The sequence below is a fragment of the Agrococcus sp. TF02-05 genome (genome assembly GCF_017565345.1).
In the GTDB taxonomy this organism is placed as follows: Bacteria; Actinomycetota; Actinomycetes; order Actinomycetales; family Microbacteriaceae; genus Agrococcus; species Agrococcus pavilionensis.
This window is the reverse complement of sequence record NZ_JAGEKO010000007.1, coordinates 66,761-92,334: the sequence shown is the minus strand read 5'-3', so window position 1 is coordinate 92,334 and position 25,574 is coordinate 66,761. Positions and strand designations below refer to the sequence as shown.

Here is a 25,574-nt window from a genome sequence, read left to right as displayed (position 1 = left end):
CATGAAGAACCCGCCGCTCAACGACGACGAGCTGGTCGTGCTGCTCGATGACGACGGCACGCCGATCGGCTCGGCCCCGAAGGCGACGGTGCACACCGACTCGACGCCTCTGCACCTCGCGTTCTCGTGCTACCTGCTCGACGACGAGGGCCGGCTGCTCATCACGCGCCGCTCGCTCGAGAAGCGGGCGTGGCCCGGTGTGTGGACGAACAGCTGCTGCGGGCACCCCGCGCCCGGGGAGTCGTTCGAGGACGCTGTGCAGCGGCGCTTGCAGCAGGAGCTCGGCACGAGCGCGAGCGACCTGCGGCTCGTGCTGCCCGACTTCGCGTACCGCGCGGTCGACGCAAGCGGCATCGTCGAGCACGAGCGCTGCCCCGTCTTCGTCGGCCGCATCGCGGGCCCGCTCGAACCCGAGCCGAGCGAGGTCGCCGAGTGGCAGTGGGTCGATCCCGACGACCTCCGCACGAGCGTCGTCGCCACGCCGTGGGCCTTCAGCCCCTGGCTCGTGCTGCAGGCGGAGCAGCTCGACGCGCTCGCGGGCGCGTCGTGACCGCCGTCGACGCACCGACGCTGCTCGCCGAGGTCGAGCAGCGCATCGCGCAGCTCGCCGCGCCGACGGGTCCGCACCCCGTGCAGGCCGCGGCGGCCCGGGCCGCGGCCGGCGGCAAGCTGCTCCGCCCCCGTCTCGTGATGGCTGCGGCCGGCCGCAGCGCCGATCGCGACGCCGTCGTCGCCGTCGCGGCGGCGATCGAGCTGCTGCACGCGGCGCTGCTCGTGCACGACGACGTCATCGACGGCGACGAGGAGCGTCGCGGCGAGCCCTCGGTCGCGCGCGAGGCGCGCGATCTCGCCGCCGAGGCCGGCCTCGCGCCGGCGCGGGCCGAGCGGCTCGGCCTCGCCGCCGCGATCGTCACGGGCGATGCGCTGCTCGTGCGAGCGATCGCCTCGCTCGGCTCGCTCGACGCGCCCAGCGCGATGCGCTCGCGCGTGCTCGGGATCGTCACGCGAGCGATGGTGCGCGCCGCCGAGGGCGAGCACGACGACGTCCTGCTCGCCGGCGCGACGCCCGACCACGCCGCGATCGACCGCATCCTGGAGGGCAAGACCGCCGACTACTCCTTCCGCGCTCCGCTCGAGCTCGGCGCCGTGCTCGGCGGCCGCGACGATGCCGCGATCGCCGCGCTCGGCGACATCGGCCTGCGGATGGGCGTGGTCTACCAGCTGCGCGACGACGTGCTCGGCGTCTTCGGCGACGAGGCGATCACCGGCAAGAGCACGCTGAGCGACATCCGCGCCGGAGCGCCGACCCTGCTCTCGGCGCTCGCGAGCCGCGATCCGGCCTGGGCGAGCGTCGCGAGCCACTACGGCGACGCGGATGCCGACGAGGGCGCCGCCGCGCGAGTGCGGCACGTCATGCGCGGCAGCGGCGCGCTCGACGAGGTCGAGCGCCGCATCGCCGATGGGGCCGACGAGGTGCGCGCGCTGCTCGTCGCGGCCCCGGTCGAGCAGTCGGTGCGCGACGAGCTGCTGCGGATCCTCGCGCGCTGCGTGGAGCGGGGACGATGACGGGCCTCGACCTCTACACGCGCACCGCCCGGCGCGCGAGCGCGACGGTCATCGAGGCGTACTCGACGTCGTTCGGGCTCGCGAGCCGGCTGCTGCCGCCCGTCATGCGCGGCGACATCGCGAGCGTCTACGCGCTCGTGCGCGTCGCCGACGAGATCGTCGACGGGCCCGGCGCCGAGTCGGGCCTCGACACCCGCTCATGCCGCGAGGTGCTCGACGCGCTCGAGCGCGAGGTGGAGCGCGCGGTCGCGACCGGCTTCAGCGCCGACCTCGTCGTGCACGCCTTCGCCGAGACGGCCCGCCGGGTCGGCATCACGGCCGACCAGACCGCGCCCTTCTTCGCGGCGATGCGGCGCGATCTCGAGCCCGTCGCGTTCCGCGACGAGCGCGAGCTGCGCAGCTACGTCTACGGCTCCGCCGAGGTCGTGGGCCTCATGTGCGTGCGCTGCTTCCTCGGCGGCCGGCGGCTGCCCGACGCCGAGGCGCGGCGCGTCGACCGCGGCGCCCGCGCCCTCGGCTCCGCCTTCCAGGTGGTGAACTTCCTGCGCGACATCGGCGCCGACGCCGACGGCCTCGGCCGCGCGTACCTGCCGGGCGTCGACCCGGCGCATCCGACCGAGGAGGCCGTCGGCCGCGTGCTCGACCGGCTCGAGGGAGAGCTGCGCATCGCGCGCGACACCGTGCCGCTGCTGCCGCGCGAGGCGCGCCCGGCCGTGCTCGCCGCGCACGGCCTCTTCGCGGCGCTCGCCCGACGCATCCGCGCGACCCCCGCCGACGAGCTGCCCCGGCGCCGCATCAGCGTGCCGAGCGCCGAGAAGGCGGCGATCGTCGCCCGAGCCGCGCTCGGCGCGAGCGTCGCCCGCGCGACGAGCGCGCGCGAGGCGCGGCTGGAGCCGGCCCGATGAGCCGCATCGTGGTGATCGGCGGCGGCATCGCGGGGCTCGCGAGCGCTGGCCTGCTCGCGCGCGACGGCCACGAGGTCGTGCTCGTCGAGCAGGGCGAGGCGCTCGGCGGCCGCGCCGGCACCTGGCGCTCGAAGGGCTTCACGTTCGACACCGGGCCGTCATGGATGCTCATGCGCGAGCCCTACGAGCACGCGTTCCGGATGCTCGGCTCGAGCCTCGAGGCGGAGGTCGACGTCGTGCGGCTCGACCCGGCCTACAAGGTGCTCTACGAGGGCGTCGACGAGCCGCTCGAGGTCTCCGGCGACCTCGAGGCGACGATCGCGGCGTTCGAGCGCATCGAGCCGGGCGCGGGGGAGGAGCTGCGGCGCTACCTGCGCTCGGCGAGCGAGACCGCCGAGCTCGCGACCTCGGGGCTGCTCTCGAACCGCTTCGACTCGCCGGGCGCGTTCGCGGGGGTCGGCGTCGGCACCCGGCTGCCGACGCTCGCGCGGCTGCTCGTCGAGACCCTGCACTCCCGCGTCGCGCGATCGTTCCGCGACGTGCGGCTGCGGCAGGCGCTCGGCTACCCCGCGGTCTTCCTCGGCACAGAGCCGAGGTCGGCGCCCTCGATGTACCACCTCATGAGCCACTTCGACCTCGTGGAGGGCGTCTGGTACCCGCAGGGCGGCTTCGGCGTGCTCGTCGAGGCGATGGCCCGGCTCGCGCGCGAGGCGGGCGCGGAGCTGCGCACCGGCGCGCGCGTGCGTCGCATCGTCGTCGAGCAGGGCGCCGCCCGCGGCGTGCTGCTCGAGAGCGGCGAGCGCATCGACGCCGACCTCGTGGTCTCGGCCGCCGACGGCCACGCGACCGACACGAAGCTGCTCCCGCACGTGCCCGGGGTCGCCGAGCGCGCCCGACGCCGCTGGGCGAAGCGCGTCGCCGGCCCCTCCGCCGTGCTCGTCATGCTCGGCGTCGAGGGCGAGCTGCTCGAGCTCGAGCACCACACGCTGCTGTTCACGCGCGACTGGGAGGACGGCTTCGGGCGCATCTTCGGCCCGCCCGCCGCCGACCCGGCCGACGGCGTCACCGACCCCGCGTCGCTCTACGTCAGCCGCACCTCCGCCACCGACCCCTCGGTCGCGCCCGCCGGCCACGAGGCGCTCTTCGTGCTCGTGCCCGTGCCGGCCGACCCGCGGCTCGGCCGCGGCGGCGTCGACGGCGCCGGCGACGCCGCGGTCGAGGCGATCGCCGATCGCGCGATCGCGCAGATCGCCGAGTGGGCGGGCATCGAGCGGCTCGCCGAGCGGGTCGTCACGCGCCGCACCGTCGGTCCGGCCGACTTCGCGGCCGACCTCGACGCGTGGCGCGGCACGGCCCTCGGCCCGGCCCACACGCTCCGGCAGTCGGCGTTCCTCCGCGGCTCGACGAAGCACGCGTCGGTGCGCGACCTCCTGCTCGCGGGCTCGACGACCGTCCCCGGCATCGGCGTGCCGATGTGCCTCATCTCGGCGGAGCTCGTGGTGAAGCACGTGCGCGGCGAGCGCTCGACCGGCCCGCTGCAGCCGCTCGAGCCCGAGCGGGCGGGGCAGCGGCCGTGAGCTTCGTCTACCTCGGTGCGATCGTCGTCTCGGCCTTCTGCGTCGGCCTCCTCGACGCGCGGTGGCGGCTCGCGCTCTTCGCCGACCCGCTGCGCGCGCTCGGCGCGGTCGCCGGCACCGCCGCGGTGCTGCTCATCACCGACCTCGCGTGCATCGCGACCGGCAACTTCCGGCTCGGGGCGTCGCCCTGGATGACCGGCTTCGAGGTGCTGCCGCACCTGCCGATCGAGGAGCTCTTCTTCATCGCCTTCCTCGCCTACGTCTCGCTCGTCGCCTTCGCGGCCGGCGAGCGGCTGCTGGCGAACCGCCGCGCCCGGGTCGAGGAGCGCGCGTGAGCTACATCCTCGTGCTCGCGCCGCTGCTCGCCGCCTCGATCGTCGCGGCGCTGCTCGCGCTGCGCCGCGACCGCCGCCGGTGGGGCGCGCTCGCGATCGCCGCGGCGATCGTGCTCGCCCTCACGATCGTGTTCGACTCGCTCATGATCGCGGCCGACCTCTTCCGCTACGACGACGCGAAGCTCCTCGGCCCGCACATCGCCCTCGCGCCGATCGAGGACCTCGGCTACGCGCTCATCGCCGTGCTGCTCGCCGCCGCCATCTGGACGCTGCTGCCGAGCCGGGCCGCGCGCAGGGGCGACGACGCGTCGGAGGCGACGGATGCGTGAGGTCGCCGAGGGCGCGGTCACCGGCCCCGGCCTCGCCCGCCGGCTGCTGCTCGCCTCGCGCCCGGTGAGCTGGATCAACACCGCCTTCCCGTTCGCCGCCGCGATGGTGCTCACCACCGGCACCGTCGACGTCCGCACGATCATCGGCACGCTCTTCTTCCTCGTGCCGTACAACCTCGCGATGTACGGCATCAACGACGTCTTCGACTACGCATCCGACGCCAAGAACCCGCGGAAGGGCGGCGTGGAGGGTGCGCTGCTGCCGCCCGAGACGCACCGCGCGACGCTCGCTTGGTCGATCGGGCTCTCGGTGCCGTTCGTGGTCGCGCTCGTCGGGCTGGGCGACCCGGTGTCGTGGGCCGTGCTCGCCGTGAGCCTCTTCGCGGTCGTCGCCTACTCGGCGCGGGGGCTGCGCTTCAAGGAGGTGCCGGTGCTCGACTCGATCACCTCGAGCACCCACTTCGTGAGCCCGGCCGTCTACGGCCTCGTGCTCGCGGGCGCCGACTGGACGCCGCAGCTCGTCGCGATCCTGGTCGCGTTCTTCTGCTGGGGCATGGCGAGCCACGCGTTCGGCGCCGTGCAGGACGTCGTGCCCGACCGCGAGGGCGGCATCGCCTCGATCGCGACGGTGCTCGGCGCGCGCGCGACCGTGCGGCTCGCGATCGCGCTGTGGGCGGTCGCGGGCTCGCTCATGCTGCTCGCGCCATGGCCCGCGTCGCTCGGCGCGCTCGTCGCCGTGCCGTACATCGTGCTCGCGGCGCCGTTCTGGCGCGTCGACGACGCGTCGAGCGCCGCGGCGAACCGCGGCTGGCGGCGCTTCCTCTGGGTCAACTACGGCTGCGGGTTCCTCGTCACGATGCTCTGCATCGCGTGGGCGATGCTCGCGCGATGAGCGAGCGCGCGCACGCGGGCGGGCTCGCGCCCGAGCCGCCGGTCGAGCGGCTTCCCGAGGCGGAGCGCCGATCGGTGCTCGTCACCGGCGCGACCGGCTACGTCGGCGGGCGCCTCATCCCGCGGCTCGCCCTCGCGGGGCACCGCGTGCGCGCACTCGCGCGGGATCCCCGCAGGCTCGCCGACGCATCCTGGACCCGCGAGGTCGAGGTGGTGCGGGGCGACCTCGAGGACCCGTCGACGCTCGCGGCGGCGTTCGAGGGGCAGCAGGTCGTCTTCCACCTCGTGCACGCCATGAGCGCTGGCGGCGACTTCGAGGCCGCCGAGCTCGCGCAGGCGCGGCACGTCGCGGCGGCGGCCCGGGCCGCAGGCGTCGAGCGCATCGTCTACCTCTCGGGCCTGCACCCCGAGGGCGAGCGGCTCTCGAGGCACCTCGCCTCGCGCGTCGCGGTGGGCGAGACGCTGCTCGCCTCCGGCGTGCCCACGATCGTCCTCGAGGCAGGCATCGTGATCGGCTCCGGCTCAGCCTCCTTCGAGATGATCCGCCACCTCACCGAGGTGCTGCCCTACATGCCCGCGCCGCGCTGGGTGCGCAACTTCGTGCAGCCGATCGCGGTGCGCGACGTGCTGCACTATCTCGTGCGCGCGGCCACGGTGCCGAGCGAGGTGCACGGCGCCTTCGACATCGGCGGCCCGGACGTGCTGCGCTACGGTCAGGTGATGAACGGCTACGCGCTCGAGGCGGGCCTGCCGCAGCGGCCGATCGCACCGCTCCCGGTGCTCACGCCGTGGCTCGCGTCGCAGTGGGTCAACCTCGTCACGCCCGTCCCGCGCGCGATCGCCGTGCCCCTCATCGGCTCGCTGCTGCACGACTGCGTGGTCGAGGAGCGCCGCATCGACGCCGTCATCCCGCCGCCCGCGGCCGGCCTCACCGGCTACCGGCACGCCGTGCGGCTCGCGCTCGCGCGCGAGCGCTCCGGCGACATCGAGTCGAGCTGGCGCTCGGCGAGCCCCGCGGGCGCCCCCTCCGATCCGCTGCCGAGCGACCCGGCCTGGTCGGGATCGACCGTCTTCGAGGATGCGCGCGAGCGGTCGACGGATGCGTCACCGGAGTCGGTCTGGCGCGTCGTGGAGTCGATCGGGGGCGAGCGCGGCTGGTACTCGGTGCCGCTGCTGTGGAGCATCCGCGGCCTCGCAGACCGCCTCGTCGGCGGCGTCGGGCTGCGCCGCGGCCGCCGCGACCCGGAGGCGCTCCGCGAGGGCGACGTCGTCGACTGGTGGCGCGTCGAGCGCATCGAGCGCGGGCGACTGCTGCGGCTGCGCGCCGAGATGCGGGTGCCGGGCCGCGCGTGGATCGAGTTCGAGGTGACCCCGCGCGGCAGCGGCGCGCACTACCGCCAGCGCGCGGTGTTCCTGCCGAGCGGGCTGAGCGGTCGCCTCTACTGGTGGTCGCTCGTGCCCGCGCACCAGGTGATCTTCGAGGTCATGGCGAGCCGCATCGTCGCGGCGGCGGAGGCCCGCTCGTGAGGATCTGGTCGCTCCACCCCGGCCTGCTCGATCGGCCGGGGCTCACCGCGTGCTGGCGAGAGGCACTGCTCGCCCAAGCGGTGCTCGCCGGCCGCACGCGCGGCTACACCCGCCACCCGCAGCTGCAGCGGTTCCGGGAGCAGCCCGATCCGGTCGTGGCGATCGGCGCCTACCTCGCCGGAGTCGCCGACGCCGCCGAGGCCCGCGGCTACCGCTTCGACCGCTCCCGCATCGACATGCCGGGACCCGCGCCCCGCATGACGGTCACCGAGGGCCAGCTCGAGTTCGAGTGGATCCACTTGCGGGCGAAGCTCGCCAAGCGCACGCCCGAGCGGCTCCGGTACGCCCGACGCCCCGTGCCGCATCCGCTCTTCACGGTCGAGCCGGGGCCGGTCGCGGAGTGGGAGCGGCCCTAGTCGCTTTCGCGCGGCGACCGGGCCGATGCCTCCGAGTCGGCCGCATGGTGCTCGACGACCGGCAGGTCGGCGAGCAGGCTCAGGAACTTCGTCGCTGCCCGGCGCTCCTCCGGCGAGAGCGCGGCGGCGATGGCGTAGCGCCGCGCGTGATCGGCGCCCACCGACGCGGTCGCCTGCGCGCGGGTCTCGTCGGTCACGACGATCGAGAGCGCGCGGCGGTCGCGCGGATGCCGCTCGCGGCGGATGTGGCCGCCGTGCTCGAGCCGGTCGAGCAGCTTCGTCACCGACGGTCCCGTGATCCCGAGGTGCTCGGCGATCATCGACGAGGTCACGATGCCGCCGTCGTGCCCGGCCGACATCACGTACCGGATCGCGCGCATGTCGTTCTCGCCGAGCCGCATGTAGCGACGGCTCGCCTCGCTGTGCGCGGCGGAGGTGCGGTGCCAGCGGCGCAGCGCGTGGAAGAGGTCGGTGATCTCGTCGACCTCGGCGTCGCTCAGACCCTGCTCGCGCACGAGGCCGGCGGATGCGTCGAGGCGGCGGGGGTCCATGAGGTCGCGATCGACGTCGCGCACCACCTCACTCATGAGCCGATGGTACTACTGCGGCTCATAGTTCGCCAGGCTTAGCATCTGCTCAGGACGGTGCGCCGCCGACGGAGTCGGCCGCTTCGACCCCGGTCAGCGCCGCTCGAACCGCCACGGCAGCGCGCCGACGTGCAGCCGGTGCCGCGGCCCCTCCTCGGAGTCGGCACCGCCGTCGTACGCCTCGTCGCCCTCCCAGATGGCGAGCGCGCGGGCGGGGTCCTGCTTCGTCGCGTAGCGCTGCGGCTCGCGGCCGGCGATGGCGGTGAGCGCCGCGTCGACGGTCGGGAACGGCAGCAGCGTGTCGAGCGTCACCCACGTGGGTGGGAAGAGCCGCAGGTCGCCCTTCCCGTGCCGCTTGAGCGCATCCGCCGGCCGGATCCAGGTCGCGTCGATCGCCTCGGCCTGCTGCAGGCGCAGCTCGCCCTCGGGCGCGCGGGCGACGAAGAACCACGTGTGGAACTTCGTCGAGAGCTGCTCGGGCGGGATCCACTGCGACAGCGGCACGAGCGACTCGGGGTCGACGACGAGCGCGCTCTCCTCGGCCGTCTCGCGCACCGCGGCGTTGCGCGCCGTGGTCTCCTCGTCGGCCGCCTCGTCGACCGGCTCGACGCGGCCGCCGGGGAAGACCCAGCCGCCCGGGAAGGAGCCGCGGTCGGGCCGCTGGAGCAGCAGCACCTCGATGGCGCCGGCGTGCCCGTCGCGCACGAGCACGAGGGTCGCGGCGACGGGGATCTCGGTCACGCGCTCACGCTACCGCCGAGGGCCCCGATCCCGCGGCATCCCGGGCCTCCGTGCGCGCCATGTCGCGGATCGCGTCGTCGGCGTGCACGTCGGGCTTCTGCGCGGCGACCGCGAGCACCTCGAGCGGCGGCTGCCGCTCGAGCGACGGTTCGAGGCCCTGCAGGCTCGAGAACCGCCGGGCCTGGGTCACGACGTTGCGGTCGAGGGATGCGTTGAAGGCGTTGTACGCCTCGACCGTGCGGTTGAGGCTGCTGCCGAGCTTCGTCAGGTGGGTGCCCATCGTGCCGAGCCGCTTGTGCAGCTCACGGCCGACCTCGAGCACCTGCAGCGCCTCGCCGGCGAGCTGCTCCTGCCGCCAGGTGTAGCCGACCGTGCGGAGGAGCGCGACGAGGGTCGCGGGCGTCGCCAGCACGACGTTGCGCTCGAAGGCCCGCTCGAAGAGGGTCGGGTCGCGCTCGAGCGCCGCGTTGAGGAACGGCTCGGCGGGCACGAACATGACGACGAACTCGGGGCTGCCGGGCACCGCCTCCCAGTAGCCCTTCGAGCCGAGCTGGTCGATGTGGTCGCGGAGGTGCCGCGCGTGCGCGTCGAGCCGCTTGTCGCGCGTCGCGTCGTCGCTCGCCTCCATCGCCTCGAGGTAGCCCGCGAAGGCGACCTTCGCGTCGACGATCACCTGCTTGTCGCCGGGCAGGTGCACGAGCATGTCGGGGCGCAGCGCGCCGTCGTCGGTGACGTGGTGCGCCTGCTCGGTGAAGTCGACGTGCTGGAGCATGCCGGCCGCCTCGACGACGCGTCGCAGCTGCAGCTCGCCCCAGCGGCCGCGCACCTGCGGTGCCCGCAGCGCCGTGACGAGCTGGCGGGTCTCGGTCGAGAGCCGCTCGGAGCTCGACCGCATGAGCTGCAGCTGCTCGGCGAGCGCGGCGTTCGCCTCGGCGCGCGCCTTCTCGGCGGCCGTGACCTCCGAGCGCACCGACTCGAGCGACTTCGAGAGCGGCTCGACGAGCTGCTGCACGGCCCGCTCCCGCTTCGCGAGCTCGGCCGCGCCCTCGCTCTGGGAGCGACGGAGGCGCTCCTCCGCCTGCTCGAGGAAGAGCGCCGAGTTGCGCTCGAGCGCGGCGCTCGAGAGCTTCGCGAACTCGTCGGCGCGGCGCCGCGCGTCCTGCTGCAGCTCGGCGATCGCCTCGCGGCCGCGCTCGCGCTCCTCGGCGAGCCGCTGCGCCGCCTCGGCGCGCACTTCCTCGAGCTGCGCCGCGTGCCGGCGCTCGGCCACGTCGCGCTCGCGAGCGCGCTCGCCCTCGATGAGCTCGAGCCGGCTGCGCGCGACCTCGAGCTCGGCGGCGCTCGCCGCGTGCGCGGCGTCGGCGCGGGCACGGCCGACGCGCGAGCCGAGCAGCGCGCCGAGCGCGCCGGCGAGCAGCATCCCGAGCAGGGCGGCGACGACCAGGAGCGGATCCATGCCCCCATGGCACCAGATGCCGGTGACATGCCGGGGCTACCCTCGATCGCATGGTGGAGATCCAGCGCATCGTCGCCCCGAACCCCGGTCCCATGACCCTCGACGGCACGAACACCTACGTGCTCGGCGGCGAGGTCGTCGTCGACCCGGGTCCCGCCGATGCCGAGCACGTCGAGCGGCTCGTCGACCTCGCGCCGCGGCTGATCCTCGTGACGCACAAGCACACCGACCACACGGAGTCGGCGCGCGAGCTCGCGCGCTCGACCGGCGCGGTGCTGCGCGGCCTCGACGCCGATCAGTGCCACGGTGGCTCGCCGCTCGTCGACGGCGAGTGGATCCCCGTCGGCGACGCCGAGCTGCAGATCCTCGCGACCCCCGGCCACACGCACGACTCCGTCAGCATCGTCGTGCCGGACCGCGCGGTGCTCACCGGCGACACGATCCTCGGCCGCGGCACGACCGTGATCATGCACCCCGACGGTGCGATCGCGCCCTACCTCGCGAGCCTCGACAAGCTCGAGGAGCTCGGCGACCTCGAGGTGCTGCCCGGCCACGGCGACCCGCTGCCCTCGGTCGCCGCGATCGCGCGGCAGTACCGCGCGCACCGGCTCGAGCGCCTCGAGCAGGTGCGGCGGGCGCTGCGCGAGCTCGGCACGAGCGCGGCCGACGCCACGGTCGGGGACGTCGTCGACCTCGTCTACGCCGACCTCGATCCGGACGTGCGGTTCGCCGCCGAGGCGTCGACCGCGGCGCAGCTCAGCTACCTGGCCGAGGCCGGCTGACGCCTACGCGGGCGCGTCGCCGGGCGCCTCGCCGCCGACGTCGGGCAGTGCGCTGAAGATGTCATCGCCGCGCAGCAGCGCCTCGGCGCCGCCGTCGACGTAGATCGTCTGACCGGTGACGTGGGTGTTCTCCTCGCTCACGAGCCAGGCGAGCAGCGCCGCGACGGTCTCGGGCTTCGCGTGGTAGTTGAGCGGCATCGGCAGCTGCGCGTCGAGCGCATCGCCCATGTCGCGGATGAGATCCGCCGTCATCGCCGTCTCCACGATGCCGGGGCCGACGCAGTTCACCGCGATCCCCGCGCCCGCCCACTCGGCGGTCGGCGCGACCCTCCGCGCCCAGCGGCTGATCGCGCGCTTCGAGCCGCTGTAGTTGATGAATCCCACCTGCGGGCCCTGGGCCTCGGCGGCGCCGCCGATCTCGAGCGCCTTCGCCTCGTCGCCGGCCAGCAGCGCGTCGACGAGCTCGGCCGACGTCGGCTGCAGCGACGAGAACGACGAGGTGATGCCGACGCGCGGTGCGGCGGAGCGCGCGAGCGCCGGCCGCAGGGCGTCCAGGAACTCCGTGACGCCGAAGTAGTTCACGGCGACGGTCTTGGCGATCGGCGCAGCGATGCCTGCGCTCGCGACCACCACGTCGACCTCACCGCCCGCGGCGGCGAGGGCGGCGTCGGCCGCCGCGCGACGGCCCGCGGGCGTCGAGAGGTCGCCGTCGACGTCGCTGCCCGCGAGGTCGACGCCGACGGTGCGGTAGCCGCGCTCGTCGAGCAGCTGCTTCGTCGCCCGCCCGATGCCGGATGCGGCGCCCGTGATGATCGCTGTGCGTGCCAAGGTGCTCTCCTTCGAACCGTGCCGGTCCTGCCCGGCATCAGCCCGATGATCGCACCCCCGGCGAACCGCCGCGCCCCGTCCCGCCTCTCCTGTGACTGTGCACTTCGCATATTGCGACGCCAATCTTCAGCGCTCCGCACATGGCGAGCGCTCCGCGACGCCCATACCGTGGCGCCATCGACCGCTTCGATCAGGAGGGTGGCGCGATGGAAGCCACGGCCCACGACGACTACTCGCTGCAGCGCGTGCCCAAGGGGGCGCGCAGGCACTGGTTCGGCATCGCGGTGCAGCGATTCGGCCAGGTCTCCGCGCTCTCGCAGTTCCTGCTCGGCGCCACGCTCGGTTACGCCATGGGTTTCTGGGATGCGGCGCTCGCGTTCCTGCTCGGCTCCATCATCCTCGAGGTCGTCATCATCCTCGTCGGGATCGTCGGGCAGCGCGAAGGCATGCAGACGTCGCTCCTCACTCGCTGGACGGGGTTCGGCGAGATCGGCTCGTCGCTCGTCGGCCTCGCGATCGCGATGAGCCTCATCGGCTGGTTCGGGATCCAGAGCGCCATCTCCGCCGAGTCGCTCGACTCGCTCATGCCCGACGTCATGCCGATCCCCGCCTGGTCGATCATCTTCGGCCTCGCGGTCACGGGTGTGGTCGCGTTCGGCTTCAAGGGGATGCAGCTGCTCGCGAACATCACGGTGCCGCTCTTCCTCGTGCTAGTCGGCTGGTCGATCGTGAGCGAGCTGAGCCAGCACTCGATCGTCGACCTGATGAACAGCGCTCCGGCAGGCGAGCCGATGTCGGTCTTCGCGGGCGCGGGCGTCGTCGCTGGCGGCTTCATCGTGGGCGCGATCATCACGAGCGACATGACGCGCTTCAACCGGACGCCCGGGGACGTGGTCAAGGTCACGGTCGTCGGCATCACCCTCGGCGAGTTTGTGATCGGCATGGCCGGCGTGCTCCTCGCCCATGCCGCGCAGAGCGGCAACATCGTGGCGATCGTGACGTCGGCGGTCGGCTGGGTCGGCCTGCTCATCATCGTCACGGGCACGCTCAAGATCAACGACTGGAACCTGTACTCGTCGGTGCTCGGCCTCGTGAACTTCGTCTCGACGGCCTTCAACCGCAGGCTGCCGCACCTCGCGACGACCATCGTGATCGGAGTCGTCGGCACGCTGCTCGCCGCCTTCGGCATCCTGCAGGGCTTCATCCCCTTCCTCACCGTGCTCGCCGCGGCGTTCCCGCCCATCGCCGGGATCCTGCTCGCCGAGTACTTCGTCGTGCGGCGCTTCCGCCCCGCGCTCGACGCCACGCGCGAGGCAGGCACACTGCCGGCAACCGCTCCGCGCATCGTCCCCGCGACGCTCGTCGTCTGGCTCCTGTCGAGCCTCGTCGGCTACTTCGTGACGTGGGGCATCCCGTCGATCACCGCACTCGTGCTCTCCTTCGTGCTCTACGTCGTGGCGGGGAAGCTCGGCCTCGTGCGAGGGATCGGCGAGGTCGCGACCGACAACGACGTCGCCATCGGCGGCGCGGCGAGCCCCGTCGTCGATGCCACCGAGCGCTGACGCGCCGAACCAGCAAGCACACCGGACCGGAACCAAGGGGACACTCGCGATGCACATCGGAATCGACGTCGGCGGCACGAACACCGACGCCGTGCTCATGGAGGGATCGCGCGTGCTCGCGAGCGTCAAGCGCTCGACGAGCGCCGACGTGACGAGCGGCATCGTCGCGGCGATCGAGTCGCTGCGCGCCGACCGGCCGTTCGAGGGGGTCGAGATCACGGCCGTCATGATCGGCACGACCCACTTCATCAACGCGCTGGTCCAGGCTCGCGGCCTCGCTCCGACTGCGGCGCTGCGTCTCGGCCTTCCGGCGACGCGCGCTCTTCCGCCGCTCGTCGACTGGCCGGGCGAGCTGCGCGAGGCGATCCAGGCGCGCACCTACCTCGCGCACGGCGGCTACGAGTTCGACGGCCGTCCGATCTCGCCGCTCGACCCCGACGAGCTGCGCCGCCACGCCGCCGACATGGCCGCCAACGGCATCCGCTCGGTGGCGATCTCGAGCGTGTTCAGCCCGGTCAACCACGACCTCGAGCTCGCGGCCGCCGAGGTCGTGCGCGAGGAGCTCGGCGACGACGCCGCGATCTCGCTCAGCCACGAGATCGGTCGCATCGGTCTGCTCGAGCGCGAGAACGCGACCGTGATCAACGCGGCGCTCCGCGAGCTCGCGGTCGAGATCGTCGACGGGCTCAGCGCAGCTGTGCGAGCGCAGGGCATCGCCGCGCCGATCTTCCTGAGTCAGAACGACGGCACGCTCATGGACGAGGAGTTCGTGCGCCGCTATCCCGTCGCGACGTTCGCCTCGGGTCCCACCAACTCGATGCGAGGCGCCGCGGCGACGAGCGGCCTCACCGATTGCGCGGTCATCGACGTGGGCGGCACGACCGCCGACATCGGCCTGCTCGTCAAGGGCTTCCCGCGCGAGACGTCGACCGAGGTCACCGTCGCCGGCGTGCGCACGAACTTCCGGATGCCGGACGTGCTGTCGCTCGGCATCGGCGGCGGGAGCCACGTGCACGAGGAGTCCCGCGAGGTCGGCCCCACCTCCGTCGGGTACCGCCTGACGAGTGAGGCGCTCGTGTTCGGCGGATCCACGCTCACGGCGACCGACATCGCGGTCGCCGCCGGCCGCGTCGAGATCGGGGATGTCGACCGCGTGCGCCACATCGAGCGCTCCTTCGCGCTCGCCGTCATCGACCGCATCGCGGAGCGCGTCACCGAGGCGGTCGACCGGATGCGCACGTCGTCCGAGCCCATCCCCGTGGTCGCCGTCGGCGGCGGCTCGATCCTCCTACCGGACGTGCTGCCGATCTTCGGAGCGGTGCAGCGCCCCGACAACTACGCGGTCGCGAACGCGATCGGCGCGTCGATCGCGCAGGTGGGCGGTGAGATCGACAAGGTGGTCGCCGTCGACCCCGGTCGGCGCGATGCGATCCTCGACGACGTGCGGCAGGAGGCCGTCGACAAGGCGATCGCCGCGGGCGCGACGCCGCAGAGCGTGCAGATCGTCGACTTCGACGAAGTGCCGCTGCCCTACCTCCCCGGCAACGCCACGCGCGTGCGCGCCAAGGCGGTCGGCGACCTGGACATGGGCCGATGAGCTGGCACATCACCGCCGACTCCATCCCGGGACTCGCTCTCGGTGCCGCGGTCCTCGGCACGGGCGGTGGAGGCGACCCCTACGTCGGCGCCCTGCTCGCGCGGCAGGCGATCGGCGACGGGAGCGTCGAGGTCGTGCCGCTCGCGTCGCTGCCCGACGACGCCGTCGTCGTGAACGCGGCGATGATGGGCGCCCCGACCGTCATGGTCGAGAAGCTGCCGAACGTCGACGAGGTCGTCGCGGCGATCGAGGCGCTCGCGGCGCAGCTCGACCGACGGCCGACGCACATCGCATGCGCCGAGGTCGGCGGTGTCAACTCGACGATCCCCGTCGCCGCCGCCGCGATGCTCGGCCTCCCGCTGCTCGACGGCGACGGCATGGGCCGCGCGTTCCCCGAGCTGCAGATGGTGCTGCCGACCCTCTACGGCATCACCGCCTCGCCGCTCGGGATCGCCGACGACAAGGGCAACACGGCCGTGCTCTCGACGGTCGACAACCTGTGGACCGAGCGCATCGCACGCGTCGCGGCGGTCGAGATGGGCTGCTCGGTGATGATCTCGGGCTTCGCGATGAGCGGGGCCCAAGCGCGCGAGTCGCTCGTGGCCGGCTCGCTCTCGCTGTGCGTCGAGCTCGGCGACGCGATCGAGCGCGCCCGCAGCGCGAACGTCGATCCGGTCGCGGCCGTCGTCGACCGGCTCGGCGGTCGCGAGCTCTTCGCCGGCAAGGTCGTCGACGTCGCGCGCGCCACCACGACCGGCTTCGCGCGCGGCAGCGCGCGCATCACGGGCGACGCGGGCGCGCTCACGCTCTCCTTCCAGAACGAGCACCTCGTCGCCACGCTCAACGATGAGGTGCTCGTCACGACGCCGGACCTCATCGTCGTGCTCGAGCACGACTCCGGCGCGCCGATCACGACCGAGGGCCTGCGCTACGGCCAGCGCGTGCGCGTCGTGGCCGCGCCGGCCGACGAGCGCTGGCACTCCGAGGGCGGCATCGCGCTCGCGGGTCCCGCGTACTTCGGCTACGACTGCCCGCCGACCCGGTTCGACGGCTCGATCCAGGAGGTGGCCGCATGAGCTTCGAGCTCCGCGCGACCGATCTCGGCGACCTCGCCCGAGGCGCGACCCTGCTCGGCACGGGCGGCGGAGGTGACCCGTACATCGGCCGCCGGCTCGTCGAGCAGGTGCTCGGCGACCGCGCGATCACGGTGCTGGATCCCGAGGACCTCGCCGACGACTGCTTCGTCATCCCGACGGCGCAGATGGGCGCGCCGACCGTCATGGTGGAGAAGATCCCGGCCGGCACCGAGCCGACCCTCGCGCTGCGCATCCTGGAGGAGCACCTCGGCAGGGCGGCGGATGCGACGATGCCGATCGAGTGCGGCGGGATCAACTCGATGATCCCGCTCGTCGTGGCCGCCGAGACCGGTCTGCCGGTCGTCGACGCCGACGGCATGGGGCGGGCCTTCCCGGAGCTGTCGATGGAGACGTTCGCCGTCTACGGTGTGCACGGGTCCCCGCTCGCCCTCGCGGGCGAGCGGGGCGAGCGGGTCATCATCGACACCGGCGACGACGATCGGCAGATGGAGTGGCTCGCGCGCGCGATCACGATCCGCCTCGGCGGGGTCGGCCACATCGCCGAATACGCGATGTCGGGGGCCGATGTGCGCCGCACCGCGATTCCGCGCACGCTCTCGATGGCACTCGCCCTCGGGCGCGCGATCCGCGAGGCGCGCGAGGAGCACCGCTCGCCGTTCGATGCGATCGCCGCGTGCCTCGCGACGACGCTCTACAGCCATGTCCGGGAGCTCTTCCACGGCAAGGTCGCCGATGTCGAACGTCGAACGACCGACGGCTTCGCGAAGGGCCGCGCGCGCATCGACCCGATCGACGGCGGTGGCGAGGCGCTCGAGGTGCAGTTCCAGAACGAGAACCTCATCGCCAAGCGCGGCGGTGAGACGGTCGCGATCGTGCCCGACCTCATCTGCGTGCTGGATGCGGACAGCGCCGAGCCCATCACCACCGAGGGACTCCGCTATGGCCAGCGCGTGCGCGTGCTCGGGATCTCGACGCCCGACATGATGCGCACGCCGGGGGCGCTCGCCGCGTTCGGTCCCGCGGCCTTCGGGCTCGACGAGCCGTTCGTGCCCGTGGAGGTGCAGCCCGCCACCGCGGGGGCGTGACTGCTGCGCCGTAGGCTGGACGCATGGGGTGGACGCTGGAGCGCGACGACCTCGCGGCGCTCGGCATCGGCGCATCGCTCCTGGGCGGCGGGGGCGGCGGCACCCCGCGGCTGATGGCGCTCAGCGCCGGCAGCGCGGTGAGCTGGCCGCTCTCGGTGCACGACGTGCACGACCTCGACCCCTCGACGCCGTGCGTCGCCGTCGGCGTCGGGGGCTCGACCATGGTCTTCGGCGAGCGGCTGCCCGGCAGCGATCTGTTCGACGATGCGATCGAGACGATCGACCGGTGGACGGGCACCCGAGCGGCGGCGGTGTGCGTCACGGAGGCGGGCGGCATGAACGCGCTCGCGCCGCTGCAGGTCGCCGGTGACCTCGCGCTCGTCGACGCCGACCTCATGGGGCGGGCGCTCCCCGACCTCGACCAGTTCTCGATCCTCGTCGACGACCTCCCCGGCATCGCGATCGCGATCTCGGCCTGGCGGCGCGGCTCGCTGCTCCTCACCGACGCGCGCCCCGCCGACGTCGAGCACGTGCTGCGCGCCGCATTCCAGGCGGCGGGCGGATGGGCCGGGATCGTCATCGGCGGATTCACCGTCGGGGACCTCGAGGAGCACGCGATCCATGGCACGCTCGCTCGCGCCCGGGCGCTCGGCGAGGCGTGGGGATCGCACGACGCGATCGCTGCGCGCGTCGCCGCGATCGGCGCTCGTGCCCTCGCTCTCGGGCGAGTCGCGCACGTCGGGCCAGACCCCGCGGACGTCCGCGTGCGCGTCATCGACATCGCGGCCGACGACGGCGCCGCGGTGCGGCTGGTCGCCCGTTCAGAGGTCGTGGCGTGCCTCGTCGACGGCGCCGTGGTCGCGCGCTCGCCAGACATCGTCGACGTCGTCGATCCGCAGTCCGGCGCGATCCTGCAGGTCGAGGAGATCGCCGCGGGCCGCAGCGTCGCGGTGCTCGGCCTCGAAGCGCCCGCCTGGTGGTCGACTCGGCCGGAACGGCTCGAGCGCGTGCTGCCCTCGCGCTACGGCCTCGACGGGCTCGACGAGGTCGCGGCATGAGTGCCCTGCACCTCGACGCGCTCCTCGAGCAGCCCGGCCACGGCGGCATCGAGGTCCTCGTCCGTGCGGCCGACACCTGGGACCGCGTCGAGGTGGAGCCGGACGAGTCGACGCTCGAGCGAGCATCCGCGGCGACCTTCGCGATCATCGTGACGGCGAGCGCGACGCGCGCGTGGCAGCTCGACGCGCTCGTGCGGCGCGTGCGCGACCTCGGCATCACCGGTCTCGCGCTGCCGGGCGGCACCGCCGTCTCGGCCGGCACCGCCAGCCTCGCCGCTCGCGTCGGGCTCACCCTCGTCCGCGCAGCGCGGCCCACCTCGCTCGCAAGGACGTGCTGGGAGCTCACGACGAGCGCCGACGCCCTGGCGCTCTCGCTCGTGCGACGCGTGGCCCAGACGATCCAGTACGCGGCGCGCGACCTGCCCGACCAGCTCCGGCACCTCGCCGCGGGCATCGGCCACGGCGTCGCGCTCGTCGCTCCGCACGGCATCGTGCAGCAAGCGGGTCCGGAGCTCGATCCGAGCGTCCTGGCGCACATCGACTTCGACCGCTGGGTCGATCGGCTCGAGCATCCTGCGGGCACCGTCGCCTCGGTGCGTGTCGACAGCAAGGGCTCCGACCGGCTGCGCCTGGCGTTCCACGGTCGCGCGCTGAGCCTGCGGCAGCTCGCGGCGCTCGCCTCTGCAGCCGAGATCGCGATGCCTGCAGTCGCGGCCCGCATCCTCATCGATGAGGTCGAGGAGCGCGACGATGCCTCGCGCTCGTCGTCGCTCCTGAGCGAGCTCCTGGATCCGTCCGCGAGCCACGACGTCGAGCTCGACCGCCGCGTCGCCGAGCGCGGGTGGACGACCGAGGGCTGGCACGTCGGCTTCGCCGTGCAGGGACGTGGTCGTGCCGAGCCGCTCGAGGTGCTGCGCCTCCTCCGCCCGAGCCTCGCGGCGCTGCGGGTGCGCGCGCACTCGACGATCCGCGGCGCTGGGGCCGTCGGGTGGCTGAGCTTCTCGAGCGCGCCTTCGCGCGCTGAGCTCAGCGCCGCCATCGCCGCGCTGCGCGAGCGGCACGGCGCGTGGCTGCTACAGCTGCCGGTCGCGACGGGCGTCGGCACGCTGCAGCGCGGCGTCGCCGGCTTCGCGCAGACCATCCACGAGGCGATGGACGCCGCGCGACTCGCGGCGGACCGCTCCGCCGCCGACTGGTTCCTGCACGTCGATCGGCTCGGGATCGACCAGCTGCTCCTGGCGTGGACGGGCAGCGACGCCTTCCTCCCGGCGGCGCGAGGACTGCTCGAGCCGCTGCGCATCGACGACCGCCGCACGCTCGCCGCCTATCTCGACCACGAGTCGTCGCTCGCGGCGACCGCGAGCGCCCTCGGCATCCACCGCAACACCGTCGCGCAGCGGATCGCGCGCGTCGGGCAGGAGCTCGGGATGGATCTCGCCGACCCGGAGGTGCGCCTCGCCCTGCAGCTCGCGGTGCGCGCGGCACCGGCGCGCTGACGCGCCTGCGTCGTCCGGCTGGTCTGCGATACCCCCTAGGGGTATACTGGCGCTGTCGAAAGGGGACGCCGTGCCGGGAGGACTCACTCGCATCGCCGTGCCGGCTGCGGCCGTCGCCGCGCTCGGGATCGAGGGCGACGACCCGCGGGTCGTCGAGGAGATCAGGGCGGCGCACGCTCCCGAGATCGAGCAGCTCGACGCGTGGGGTCAGGATCGCGGGAGCGCGGACGTCGGTCACGGTTCGCGCAGCGGCACGGCCGAGGGGATGATGTCGCCCGCGGACCTCGAGGCGCTCGAGCGCGCCGCGGTCGTCCGCCTCGCGGAGGCCGTCGTGCGCGACCAGCGGGCGGAGATCGACGCCATGCGCGCGCTGCTGGACCGGCTCTGACGTGCGCTCGCGACGATCGCTCACCGCGCTGGCCGCCGTCGGCATCGCCGTGCTCGCCGGTTGCACAGCGGTGCCCGCTCCGCAGGACGCGGCGGCGAGCTCGGCGACCGACGACGTCCTGGCCGACCATGGCTTGGCCGGGCTCACCGCGGTCGAGGTCATCGACGTGCTCGACCGCGTGGCGGTCTCGGAGCGCTCGACGACCCTCATCGCGTCGGTGCGGCCGGATGCGCTCGTGCTGGAGGACGAGCGTGGTGAGACGTCGCTGCCGCTGCCCGACGACCTCGCCTACGTCTCGATCGCGCCCTACGTCGAGCAGACCCACGAGTGCCACTTCCACAGCCTCACGACGTGCCAGGGTGAGCTCTCGCGCGAGCCGGTGCGCGTGACGATCACGGACGCATCCGGCGCGGTGATCGTGGACGAGAGCACCCAGACGTTCGACAACGGCTTCGTGGGCTACTGGCTGCCCCGCGACCTCCGCGGCTCGATCGAGATCGAGCACGCGGGAATGATGGGTGTCGCGACGCTGTCGACGTCCGCAGACGCCCCGACCTGCATCACGACGCTCGCGCTGCGCTGAGGCGCGCAGCTCGGCTCGTCGGCGCTCAGCCGCTCTTGCGGCGGTGGACGCGCTTCTGCACCGCGGGGCCCGAGTGGGCGCCCTGCACGCCGCCTTGCGGCGCCATGCCCTGGCCGTGGTGGCCGAGCTTCTTCTTGTCGAGCGCCTCGCGGAACTTGCGGCGCTGCGCCTGCTCGGCGCTCTCGACGCCCTCCGGGGTGTCCTGGGGCGCGTGTGCCGCTGCCGGTTCGTTCTCGCTCATGACCCCACCTTGCCGCCTGCCGGTGACGATGTCGAGTCCGGCCGCCCTGTCGGGCCTCGGCGCAGCAGGCTCGGCACGCGCGAGGGGCGGGATGCGTCGGGAGCGAGGGCGCCGATCGTGCGCACGAGCGTCGTGAGCCACGCGAACGCGATGCCGACCGCCACGGCCTCGAGGCCGGCGGCGGAGTAGACCTCGAGCGGCCGCCACAGCGCGAGCGCGACGACGATCCCCGCCGCGGCCCCCGCGGTCGTCAGCACGAGGGCCCGCGGCCGGAGCGGCATCACGAGCATGACGGCCGCCGCGGAGGCGGCGAACAGGCCGAGCGTGCCGAACGCCGCGATGTTGTGCGGCAGCGGTGCCGCCTGCACCGGGAAGAGGCCCACGCACGCGAGCGCGAGGCCCGTGAGCGCGAAGAGCACCACGACGCTCGCGATGCCGCGCAGCGCCCGGTCGCCGAGCCAGCGGTGCAGGTCGCGGCCGATGTACGAGCCGATCGTCGCGACGAGCAGCCCTGCGACGACGACCGTGCCGTTGAATGCCCACGATCCTGCGCCCGAGCCTGCGCCGAGGTCGGAGAAGTGGCGCTCCCACCAGCGCGGATCGGCCGCGGTGAGCATCGCGAAGACGGTGCCGATCGTGAGGAAGCCGAACAGCAGCGTCGCGAGGTCGCGCGTGCGCAGCTCGATGCCCGCCCGGTAGGCGAGCCAGCCGCCGGCGGCGCTCGCGACCCCGGTGAGCAGCGCGCCGCCGATCGCCGGCACCTCGAGCCCCTGCAGTCCGCGGGCGAGGATCTCGGCGCCCGTGAGCGTGCCGAGGTAGGCGACCGCCGCGAAGCCGACGGCGAGCGCCACGGTCGAGATACGCGAGACGGAGCGCTGCCACGGCGGCATCGGGCCCGCCTCGTCGCGCCGGTGCAGGAGCGTGCTGAGTGCGAAGGCCCCTGCGGTGATGAGCGCCACGATGCCCGCCGCGGGCAGCGCGACGGAGCCCTCTCCCGCGATCGGCCTCGGCTCACCCCACACCGCCACGAGCGCGAACAGCCCGCCGACGGCGAACGAGGCCCACGCCGCGGCGATCGCGCGCGCCTCGCGACGCAGCTCGACGCTCGTGACGGCCTCCACGCATCCGATCGAACCATGCCGCGCCCACCGCGCGCCGAGCGCGCGTCGGCGCCGCGCCAGGGACGCGGAACGGCCCGCGCGGCGAGTCGCCGGCGGGCCGTTCCCAGGGGTGCGTCAGCGGCGCGTGTCGCCCTCGCGGTCGATGTCGATCTCCTCGCGCGCGACGTCGGCCTGCACGGTCTCGTTGTCGACGACCGTGCGGCGGTCGACGCCGATGCGCTCGGCGTCGACGACCCGCTTGTCGACGACCGGCCGCTCCTCGCTGAGCGTGACCTCGATCTCGTCGTCGCCGAGATCGCCGCGGGTGCCGGTGCTCGTGCCGTCGAGCGGCTCGCGAACGATCTCGACCTCCTCGCGCTCGACCGGGACGGTGACCGTCTCGTGGTCGGTCACGACGTGCTTGCGGATGCGCAGGCGGCCGGACTCGACGCGCTCGGTACCGACGTGCAGCTCCTCCTCGCGACGGACGATCGACTCGTGGTCGCTGTCGACCGCGTCGGTGCCCGTGCCCATCGAGCCGGTGCCCACCGAGCCCGTGCCCACCGAGTCGGTGCCCGTGGTGCCGGTGCCGCCCTGGTAGTCGTAGTAGCGGAAGAGCTCCGCCTCCTCGGCCTCGCTCACGTGCGCGTCTGCGTCGATGTTCGGAGCGTCCTTGATCGTGTCCTTGGTGTGCGGCACGTGGATCTCGTCGCCGCGGACGGTCGCGTCGCGGAGCGGCACGAAGCTCTCGCGCGTGCCGAACCATCCGGTGCTCACGGTCGCGAACGCCGGCTGGCCGGTCGAGTCGTCGAGGTAGACGCTCGAGACCTCGCCGACCTTGTCGCCGGTCGAGTCGTAGACCGTGCCGCCCTGGACCTGGTCGATGGAGAGATTGCCGTTGCTCATGGTCATGCCTCGTTTCCTGTCGGATCTGGTGGTCTGCGTCCAGCCTCTCGACTCCGCCTGGGCGTCCCGTCCTCGTGACCTGCACGCCCGCCGTGTACCCCACACCGATTCGCCGGTGAGCGCCACCATCCGACGACGACATCGATATTCGACCGGTATCTATTGATTCTCGATAGCAAAGCCAGCAAGATGGGTGCATGCTCCGCTCTCGCTGGACCGTCCTACCGCTCCGGGTCGCGCTCATCCTCGCCGCCGCCTGGCTGCTCATCATCCTGCTGCTGTCGTTGCCGGGCGAGCTCGCCGACGAGGCGCTGTGGTTCCGCATCGGCGCGCAGGCGGTGCTCTCGCTCGTGATCGTCGCGGTGCTCGCGGTCATCGTCTGCATCTGGCGGCTGCTCACGCTCGTGCAGCGCGACCGCATCTTCAGCGACGAGGCGCGCCGCTGGGTCGACGCGATCGTGTGGGCGCTCGCGATCGGCTGGGCGCTGCTCGCGGCCGGCGCGCTCGTCGTCGTCGCGGTCGTCTTCCTCACGCCCGAGCTGCGCGACCCGGGCATCCCGATGGCGCTCTTCGGCCCGGTCGTGCTCTCGCTCCTGCCGCTGCTGCTCATGCTCGTCATGCGCGGCCTGCTGCAGCAGGCGAGCGGCTACCGCGCCGAGCTCGACGAGGTGATCTGATGCCGATCGTCGTGCGGATCGACGTCGAGCTCGCCAAGCGCAAGCTGAGCGTGGGGGAGTTCGCCGAGCGCGTCGGGCTGAGCCCCGCGAACGTCGCGGTGCTGAAGAACGGCCGTGCGAAGGCAGTGCGGTTCTCGACGCTCGACGCGATGTGCCGCGTGCTCGGCTGCCAGCCGGGCGACCTGCTCGAGTGGGTCGACGACGACGGGGCGGATGCGTCGACCTGAGCCGCGCGGGCGGGTCATGATCGCTCCGTCGAACCGGGCCGCTGCCGGCGCACGGCAATCCGCTCGACCACGACTCCGCCCGTGTCGTCCCGGTGGACGAGCGCGGTGGCGCCGAGGGCTCGCGCGAGCCGCCGGGCGCGCCGGGCGGTGCGGTGCAGTGCCGCTGAGCGAGCGGTGAGGCTGCGCCGCCGCAACGCGAGTGGAGCCGGCGCGAGGTCTCGCGCCATCTCGGCGAGGTGCTCGACGAGCGCCTCGCGACGCAGCGCGTGCCGGTCGGCGAGCGCCGCATCGGTCGTGAGGCCGAGGCGGCGCACCGCCGCGACCACGACGAGGCCGTCGAGCGGCTCGGCGAGGGCGCGGGCCATGAGTTCGAGCGGGCGCTCATCCGCTTCGTCGACCAGTACCGCGACGGTGTGAGCGACAGTCACCGGCGGCTCAGCTCGCGCGCGCGGCGGCGACTCAGCAGCGGCTCGAGCTCGGCGAGCTCAGCCGCTGTCGCCACGCGGAAGGAGCCCGCGGGCGCTGTCTCGACGGCGCGGCGCTCCTGCCCTCGCGTCGCCGCGAGCGACACCGCGATCGAGATGCCGATGATGAGCGCGACGACGGTGAGGGAGACGAGCGTGGGGATGTACAGCACGTCCAGCAGCGCCATCTTCGCGCCCACCCAGATCAGCACGAGCGAGAGTCCGACCTTGAGGTAGACGAAGCGGTGGATGAGATCGGCGAGCAGGAAGTACATCGCTCGCAGCCCGAGGATCGCGAACGCGTTCGCGGTGAAGACGAGGAACGGCTCGGAGGTGACCGCGAAGACCGCCGGGATCGAGTCGACCGCGAAGACGATGTCCGTCACCTCGACCAGCACGAGCACCGCGAGCAGCGGCGTCGCCACCACGACTCCCGCCTTCCGCACGAGGAAGCGCTGCCCGTGGTACGCATCCGTCATCGGCACGACGCGCCGGAAGAGCCTGAGCACTCGCGAGCGCTCGGGGTGCACGTGCTCGTTGCGAGTGCGCAGCATCTGGATGCCCGTGACGATGAGGAATGCGGCGAAGACGTAGAGGATCCAGGCGAAGCTCTCGATGAGCGCAGCCCCGACCGCGATGAAGATGCCGCGGAAGACGAGCGCGCCGAGCACACCGAGGAACAGCACTCGGTGCTGGAGCTCGCGCGGCACCGAGAACGCGGCGAAGATGATCGCCCAGACGAAGACGTTGTCGACCGCGAGCGACTTCTCGATCAGGTAGCCGGCGAAGTACTGCTGGCCGAGCTCGGCGCCCCACAGGTTCCAGACGACGATCCCGAAGCTGATGCCCGAGAGCACCCAGACGATCGACCAGGCGAGCGCCTCGCGCACGCCGATGACGTGTGCCCGCCGATGTGCGAAGAGATCGATCGCGAGCATGACGACGATCGCCGCGAGCACGGCGAGCCAGGCATAGAAAGGTACATCCATCGTGTCCTCCAGTTGACGGTGCAACTGGAGGTCTCGTCCGAGACCCGAAGGCCTCCAAGCGCCGGAGCCCGATGGCGAGCACGAAATGACGACGCGTGGCCGGGGGACTACTCCCCTCCGCAAGCATCATACATGCGCAGACGCTGCGGCCGGAACCGATCGGG

Annotated in this window: 29 protein-coding genes; 20 read left to right on the top strand and 9 right to left on the bottom strand. The window is 73.4% G+C overall.

Features of this window, described 5'->3' with window-relative positions; translation table 11 throughout:
- The first annotated feature begins 1 nt into the window (after nt 1).
- Genes idi through JQT67_RS07790 form a run of 9 tightly spaced genes read left to right on the top strand, consistent with a single transcriptional unit; the run spans nt 2 to nt 7,546 of the window.
- Nucleotides 2-550, top strand: a complete 549-nt coding sequence (gene idi, locus JQT67_RS07830; RefSeq protein WP_208064197.1) for an isopentenyl-diphosphate Delta-isomerase — start codon at nt 2-4, stop codon at nt 548-550.
- A complete protein-coding gene (locus JQT67_RS07825; RefSeq protein WP_208064196.1) occupies nt 547-1,566 on the top strand; it encodes a polyprenyl synthetase family protein in 1,020 nt (339 codons plus the stop codon). The genes idi and JQT67_RS07825 overlap by 4 nt, the downstream gene beginning before the upstream one ends.
- Nucleotides 1,563-2,471: a phytoene/squalene synthase family protein gene (locus JQT67_RS07820; protein ID WP_208064195.1), complete on the top strand. Its 909-nt coding sequence runs from the start codon at nt 1,563-1,565 to the stop codon at nt 2,469-2,471. Before JQT67_RS07825 ends, JQT67_RS07820 begins: the two co-directional genes overlap by 4 nt.
- Entirely contained in the window at nt 2,468-4,048 is a 1,581-nt protein-coding gene (crtI, locus tag JQT67_RS07815) for a phytoene desaturase family protein (RefSeq protein ID WP_208064194.1), read from the top strand. The genes JQT67_RS07820 and crtI overlap by 4 nt, the downstream gene beginning before the upstream one ends.
- On the top strand, nt 4,045-4,383 hold the full coding sequence (locus JQT67_RS07810; RefSeq protein WP_208064193.1) for a lycopene cyclase domain-containing protein: 339 nt from the start codon (nt 4,045-4,047) through the stop codon (nt 4,381-4,383). Before crtI ends, JQT67_RS07810 begins: the two co-directional genes overlap by 4 nt.
- Nucleotides 4,380-4,712 (top strand): lycopene cyclase domain-containing protein, encoded by a 333-nt coding sequence (locus JQT67_RS07805; RefSeq protein ID WP_208064192.1) that lies wholly within the window; start codon nt 4,380-4,382, stop codon nt 4,710-4,712. The genes JQT67_RS07810 and JQT67_RS07805 overlap by 4 nt, the downstream gene beginning before the upstream one ends.
- The gene (locus JQT67_RS07800) at nt 4,705-5,604 is read left to right on the top strand and encodes a prenyltransferase (protein WP_208064191.1); all 900 of its coding nucleotides are present in this window, start codon (nt 4,705-4,707) and stop codon (nt 5,602-5,604) included. Before JQT67_RS07805 ends, JQT67_RS07800 begins: the two co-directional genes overlap by 8 nt.
- Nucleotides 5,601-7,130, top strand: coding sequence for an SDR family oxidoreductase (locus JQT67_RS07795; RefSeq protein WP_208064190.1), 1,530 nt, complete (start codon nt 5,601-5,603; stop codon nt 7,128-7,130). The genes JQT67_RS07800 and JQT67_RS07795 overlap by 4 nt, the downstream gene beginning before the upstream one ends.
- On the top strand, nt 7,127-7,546 hold the full coding sequence (locus JQT67_RS07790; protein ID WP_208064189.1) for a pyrimidine dimer DNA glycosylase/endonuclease V: 420 nt from the start codon (nt 7,127-7,129) through the stop codon (nt 7,544-7,546). Before JQT67_RS07795 ends, JQT67_RS07790 begins: the two co-directional genes overlap by 4 nt.
- On the opposite strand, the gene JQT67_RS07785 is transcribed toward JQT67_RS07790, so the two are convergent.
- The 3 genes from JQT67_RS07785 to rmuC form a co-directional block, all read right to left on the bottom strand.
- Complete coding sequence (locus tag JQT67_RS07785) at nt 7,543-8,133, bottom strand: MarR family winged helix-turn-helix transcriptional regulator (RefSeq protein WP_208064188.1); 591 nt, start codon at nt 8,131-8,133, stop codon at nt 7,543-7,545. The two genes, JQT67_RS07790 and JQT67_RS07785, sit on opposite strands and share 4 nt — an antisense overlap.
- A gap of 93 nt (nt 8,134-8,226) precedes the next feature.
- Nucleotides 8,227-8,874, bottom strand: a complete 648-nt coding sequence (locus JQT67_RS07780; protein ID WP_208064187.1) for an NUDIX domain-containing protein — start codon at nt 8,872-8,874, stop codon at nt 8,227-8,229.
- 4 nt (nt 8,875-8,878) lie between these two features.
- The gene (gene rmuC / locus JQT67_RS07775) at nt 8,879-10,330 is read right to left on the bottom strand and encodes a DNA recombination protein RmuC (protein ID WP_208064186.1); all 1,452 of its coding nucleotides are present in this window, start codon (nt 10,328-10,330) and stop codon (nt 8,879-8,881) included.
- Between the two features lie 50 nt (nt 10,331-10,380).
- On the opposite strand from rmuC, the gene JQT67_RS07770 reads away from it, so the two are divergent.
- Nucleotides 10,381-11,112, top strand: coding sequence for an MBL fold metallo-hydrolase (locus JQT67_RS07770; RefSeq protein WP_208064185.1), 732 nt, complete (start codon nt 10,381-10,383; stop codon nt 11,110-11,112).
- Between the two features lie 3 nt (nt 11,113-11,115).
- Here the strand turns inward: JQT67_RS07770 and JQT67_RS07765 are convergent, their stop codons facing one another.
- On the bottom strand, nt 11,116-11,940 hold the full coding sequence (locus tag JQT67_RS07765; protein WP_021009539.1) for an SDR family oxidoreductase: 825 nt from the start codon (nt 11,938-11,940) through the stop codon (nt 11,116-11,118).
- Between the two features lie 206 nt (nt 11,941-12,146).
- Between JQT67_RS07765 and JQT67_RS07760 the strand changes: the two genes are divergently transcribed.
- The 8 genes from JQT67_RS07760 (at nt 12,147) to JQT67_RS07725 (ending at nt 20,806) form a co-directional block, all read left to right on the top strand.
- The gene (locus JQT67_RS07760) at nt 12,147-13,502 is read left to right on the top strand and encodes a cytosine permease (RefSeq protein WP_208064184.1); all 1,356 of its coding nucleotides are present in this window, start codon (nt 12,147-12,149) and stop codon (nt 13,500-13,502) included.
- 49 nt (nt 13,503-13,551) lie between these two features.
- Entirely contained in the window at nt 13,552-15,099 is a 1,548-nt protein-coding gene (locus JQT67_RS07755) for a hydantoinase/oxoprolinase N-terminal domain-containing protein (protein ID WP_208064183.1), read from the top strand.
- The gene (locus tag JQT67_RS07750; RefSeq protein ID WP_208064182.1) at nt 15,096-16,175 is read left to right on the top strand and encodes a DUF917 domain-containing protein; all 1,080 of its coding nucleotides are present in this window, start codon (nt 15,096-15,098) and stop codon (nt 16,173-16,175) included. Before JQT67_RS07755 ends, JQT67_RS07750 begins: the two co-directional genes overlap by 4 nt.
- Nucleotides 16,172-17,281 (top strand): DUF917 domain-containing protein, encoded by a 1,110-nt coding sequence (locus JQT67_RS07745; RefSeq protein ID WP_208064181.1) that lies wholly within the window; start codon nt 16,172-16,174, stop codon nt 17,279-17,281. Before JQT67_RS07750 ends, JQT67_RS07745 begins: the two co-directional genes overlap by 4 nt.
- Before the next feature lie 23 nt (nt 17,282-17,304).
- Complete coding sequence (locus JQT67_RS07740) at nt 17,305-18,339, top strand: DUF917 family protein (RefSeq protein ID WP_208064180.1); 1,035 nt, start codon at nt 17,305-17,307, stop codon at nt 18,337-18,339.
- On the top strand, nt 18,336-19,835 hold the full coding sequence (locus JQT67_RS07735; protein WP_208064179.1) for a PucR family transcriptional regulator: 1,500 nt from the start codon (nt 18,336-18,338) through the stop codon (nt 19,833-19,835). The genes JQT67_RS07740 and JQT67_RS07735 overlap by 4 nt, the downstream gene beginning before the upstream one ends.
- A gap of 70 nt (nt 19,836-19,905) precedes the next feature.
- On the top strand, nt 19,906-20,223 hold the full coding sequence (locus tag JQT67_RS07730; RefSeq protein ID WP_208064178.1) for a hypothetical protein: 318 nt from the start codon (nt 19,906-19,908) through the stop codon (nt 20,221-20,223).
- 1 nt (nt 20,224) lies between these two features.
- On the top strand, nt 20,225-20,806 hold the full coding sequence (locus tag JQT67_RS07725) for a CueP family metal-binding protein (RefSeq protein WP_208064177.1): 582 nt from the start codon (nt 20,225-20,227) through the stop codon (nt 20,804-20,806).
- 25 nt (nt 20,807-20,831) lie between these two features.
- Here the strand turns inward: JQT67_RS07725 and JQT67_RS07720 are convergent, their stop codons facing one another.
- The 3 genes from JQT67_RS07720 to JQT67_RS07710 all read right to left on the bottom strand — a co-directional run bounded on the left by JQT67_RS07720 (nt 20,832) and on the right by JQT67_RS07710 (nt 23,053).
- A complete protein-coding gene (locus JQT67_RS07720) occupies nt 20,832-21,047 on the bottom strand; it encodes a DUF5302 domain-containing protein (protein ID WP_208064176.1) in 216 nt (71 codons plus the stop codon).
- Nucleotides 21,044-22,168, bottom strand: coding sequence for a DUF998 domain-containing protein (locus JQT67_RS07715; protein ID WP_307864262.1), 1,125 nt, complete (start codon nt 22,166-22,168; stop codon nt 21,044-21,046). The genes JQT67_RS07720 and JQT67_RS07715 overlap by 4 nt, the downstream gene beginning before the upstream one ends.
- A 114-nt stretch (nt 22,169-22,282) precedes the next feature.
- Nucleotides 22,283-23,053, bottom strand: a complete 771-nt coding sequence (locus JQT67_RS07710) for a DUF2382 domain-containing protein (protein ID WP_208064175.1) — start codon at nt 23,051-23,053, stop codon at nt 22,283-22,285.
- A 197-nt stretch (nt 23,054-23,250) separates the two neighbouring features.
- Between JQT67_RS07710 and JQT67_RS07705 the strand changes: the two genes are divergently transcribed.
- Entirely contained in the window at nt 23,251-23,730 is a 480-nt protein-coding gene (locus tag JQT67_RS07705; protein WP_208064174.1) for a DUF2975 domain-containing protein, read from the top strand.
- On the top strand, nt 23,730-23,957 hold the full coding sequence (locus JQT67_RS07700; protein ID WP_026372900.1) for a helix-turn-helix transcriptional regulator: 228 nt from the start codon (nt 23,730-23,732) through the stop codon (nt 23,955-23,957). The genes JQT67_RS07705 and JQT67_RS07700 overlap by 1 nt, the downstream gene beginning before the upstream one ends.
- Before the next feature lie 14 nt (nt 23,958-23,971).
- Here the strand turns inward: JQT67_RS07700 and JQT67_RS07695 are convergent, their stop codons facing one another.
- Both JQT67_RS07695 and JQT67_RS07690 read right to left on the bottom strand, forming a co-directional pair.
- Complete coding sequence (locus tag JQT67_RS07695; RefSeq protein ID WP_208064173.1) at nt 23,972-24,385, bottom strand: hypothetical protein; 414 nt, start codon at nt 24,383-24,385, stop codon at nt 23,972-23,974.
- Nucleotides 24,382-25,410, bottom strand: a complete 1,029-nt coding sequence (locus JQT67_RS07690; RefSeq protein ID WP_208064172.1) for a TerC family protein — start codon at nt 25,408-25,410, stop codon at nt 24,382-24,384. The genes JQT67_RS07695 and JQT67_RS07690 overlap by 4 nt, the downstream gene beginning before the upstream one ends.
- Nucleotides 25,411-25,574: the final 164 nt, after the last annotated feature.

What these genes read in the sequence shown, in the direction of transcription:
- idi (WP_208064197.1), top strand. Translation starts at nt 2, where the DNA reads ATGAAGAACCCGCCGCTCAACGACGACGAGCTGGTCGTGCTGCTCGAT.
- JQT67_RS07820 (WP_208064195.1), top strand. Translation starts at nt 1,563, where the DNA reads ATGACGGGCCTCGACCTCTACACGCGCACCGCCCGGCGCGCGAGCGCG.
- crtI (WP_208064194.1), top strand. Translation starts at nt 2,468, where the DNA reads ATGAGCCGCATCGTGGTGATCGGCGGCGGCATCGCGGGGCTCGCGAGC.
- JQT67_RS07800 (WP_208064191.1), top strand. Translation starts at nt 4,705, where the DNA reads ATGCGTGAGGTCGCCGAGGGCGCGGTCACCGGCCCCGGCCTCGCCCGC.
- JQT67_RS07795 (WP_208064190.1), top strand. Translation starts at nt 5,601, where the DNA reads ATGAGCGAGCGCGCGCACGCGGGCGGGCTCGCGCCCGAGCCGCCGGTC.
- JQT67_RS07785 (WP_208064188.1), bottom strand. Translation starts at nt 8,133, where the DNA reads ATGAGTGAGGTGGTGCGCGACGTCGATCGCGACCTCATGGACCCCCGC.
- rmuC (WP_208064186.1), bottom strand. Translation starts at nt 10,330, where the DNA reads ATGGATCCGCTCCTGGTCGTCGCCGCCCTGCTCGGGATGCTGCTCGCC.
- JQT67_RS07770 (WP_208064185.1), top strand. Translation starts at nt 10,381, where the DNA reads ATGGTGGAGATCCAGCGCATCGTCGCCCCGAACCCCGGTCCCATGACC.
- JQT67_RS07760 (WP_208064184.1), top strand. Translation starts at nt 12,147, where the DNA reads ATGGAAGCCACGGCCCACGACGACTACTCGCTGCAGCGCGTGCCCAAG.
- JQT67_RS07755 (WP_208064183.1), top strand. Translation starts at nt 13,552, where the DNA reads ATGCACATCGGAATCGACGTCGGCGGCACGAACACCGACGCCGTGCTC.
- JQT67_RS07750 (WP_208064182.1), top strand. Translation starts at nt 15,096, where the DNA reads ATGAGCTGGCACATCACCGCCGACTCCATCCCGGGACTCGCTCTCGGT.
- JQT67_RS07745 (WP_208064181.1), top strand. Translation starts at nt 16,172, where the DNA reads ATGAGCTTCGAGCTCCGCGCGACCGATCTCGGCGACCTCGCCCGAGGC.
- JQT67_RS07740 (WP_208064180.1), top strand. Translation starts at nt 17,305, where the DNA reads ATGGGGTGGACGCTGGAGCGCGACGACCTCGCGGCGCTCGGCATCGGC.
- JQT67_RS07735 (WP_208064179.1), top strand. Translation starts at nt 18,336, where the DNA reads ATGAGTGCCCTGCACCTCGACGCGCTCCTCGAGCAGCCCGGCCACGGC.
- JQT67_RS07720 (WP_208064176.1), bottom strand. Translation starts at nt 21,047, where the DNA reads ATGAGCGAGAACGAACCGGCAGCGGCACACGCGCCCCAGGACACCCCG.
- JQT67_RS07710 (WP_208064175.1), bottom strand. Translation starts at nt 23,053, where the DNA reads ATGAGCAACGGCAATCTCTCCATCGACCAGGTCCAGGGCGGCACGGTC.
- JQT67_RS07705 (WP_208064174.1), top strand. Translation starts at nt 23,251, where the DNA reads ATGCTCCGCTCTCGCTGGACCGTCCTACCGCTCCGGGTCGCGCTCATC.
- JQT67_RS07700 (WP_026372900.1), top strand. Translation starts at nt 23,730, where the DNA reads ATGCCGATCGTCGTGCGGATCGACGTCGAGCTCGCCAAGCGCAAGCTG.
- JQT67_RS07690 (WP_208064172.1), bottom strand. Translation starts at nt 25,410, where the DNA reads ATGGATGTACCTTTCTATGCCTGGCTCGCCGTGCTCGCGGCGATCGTC.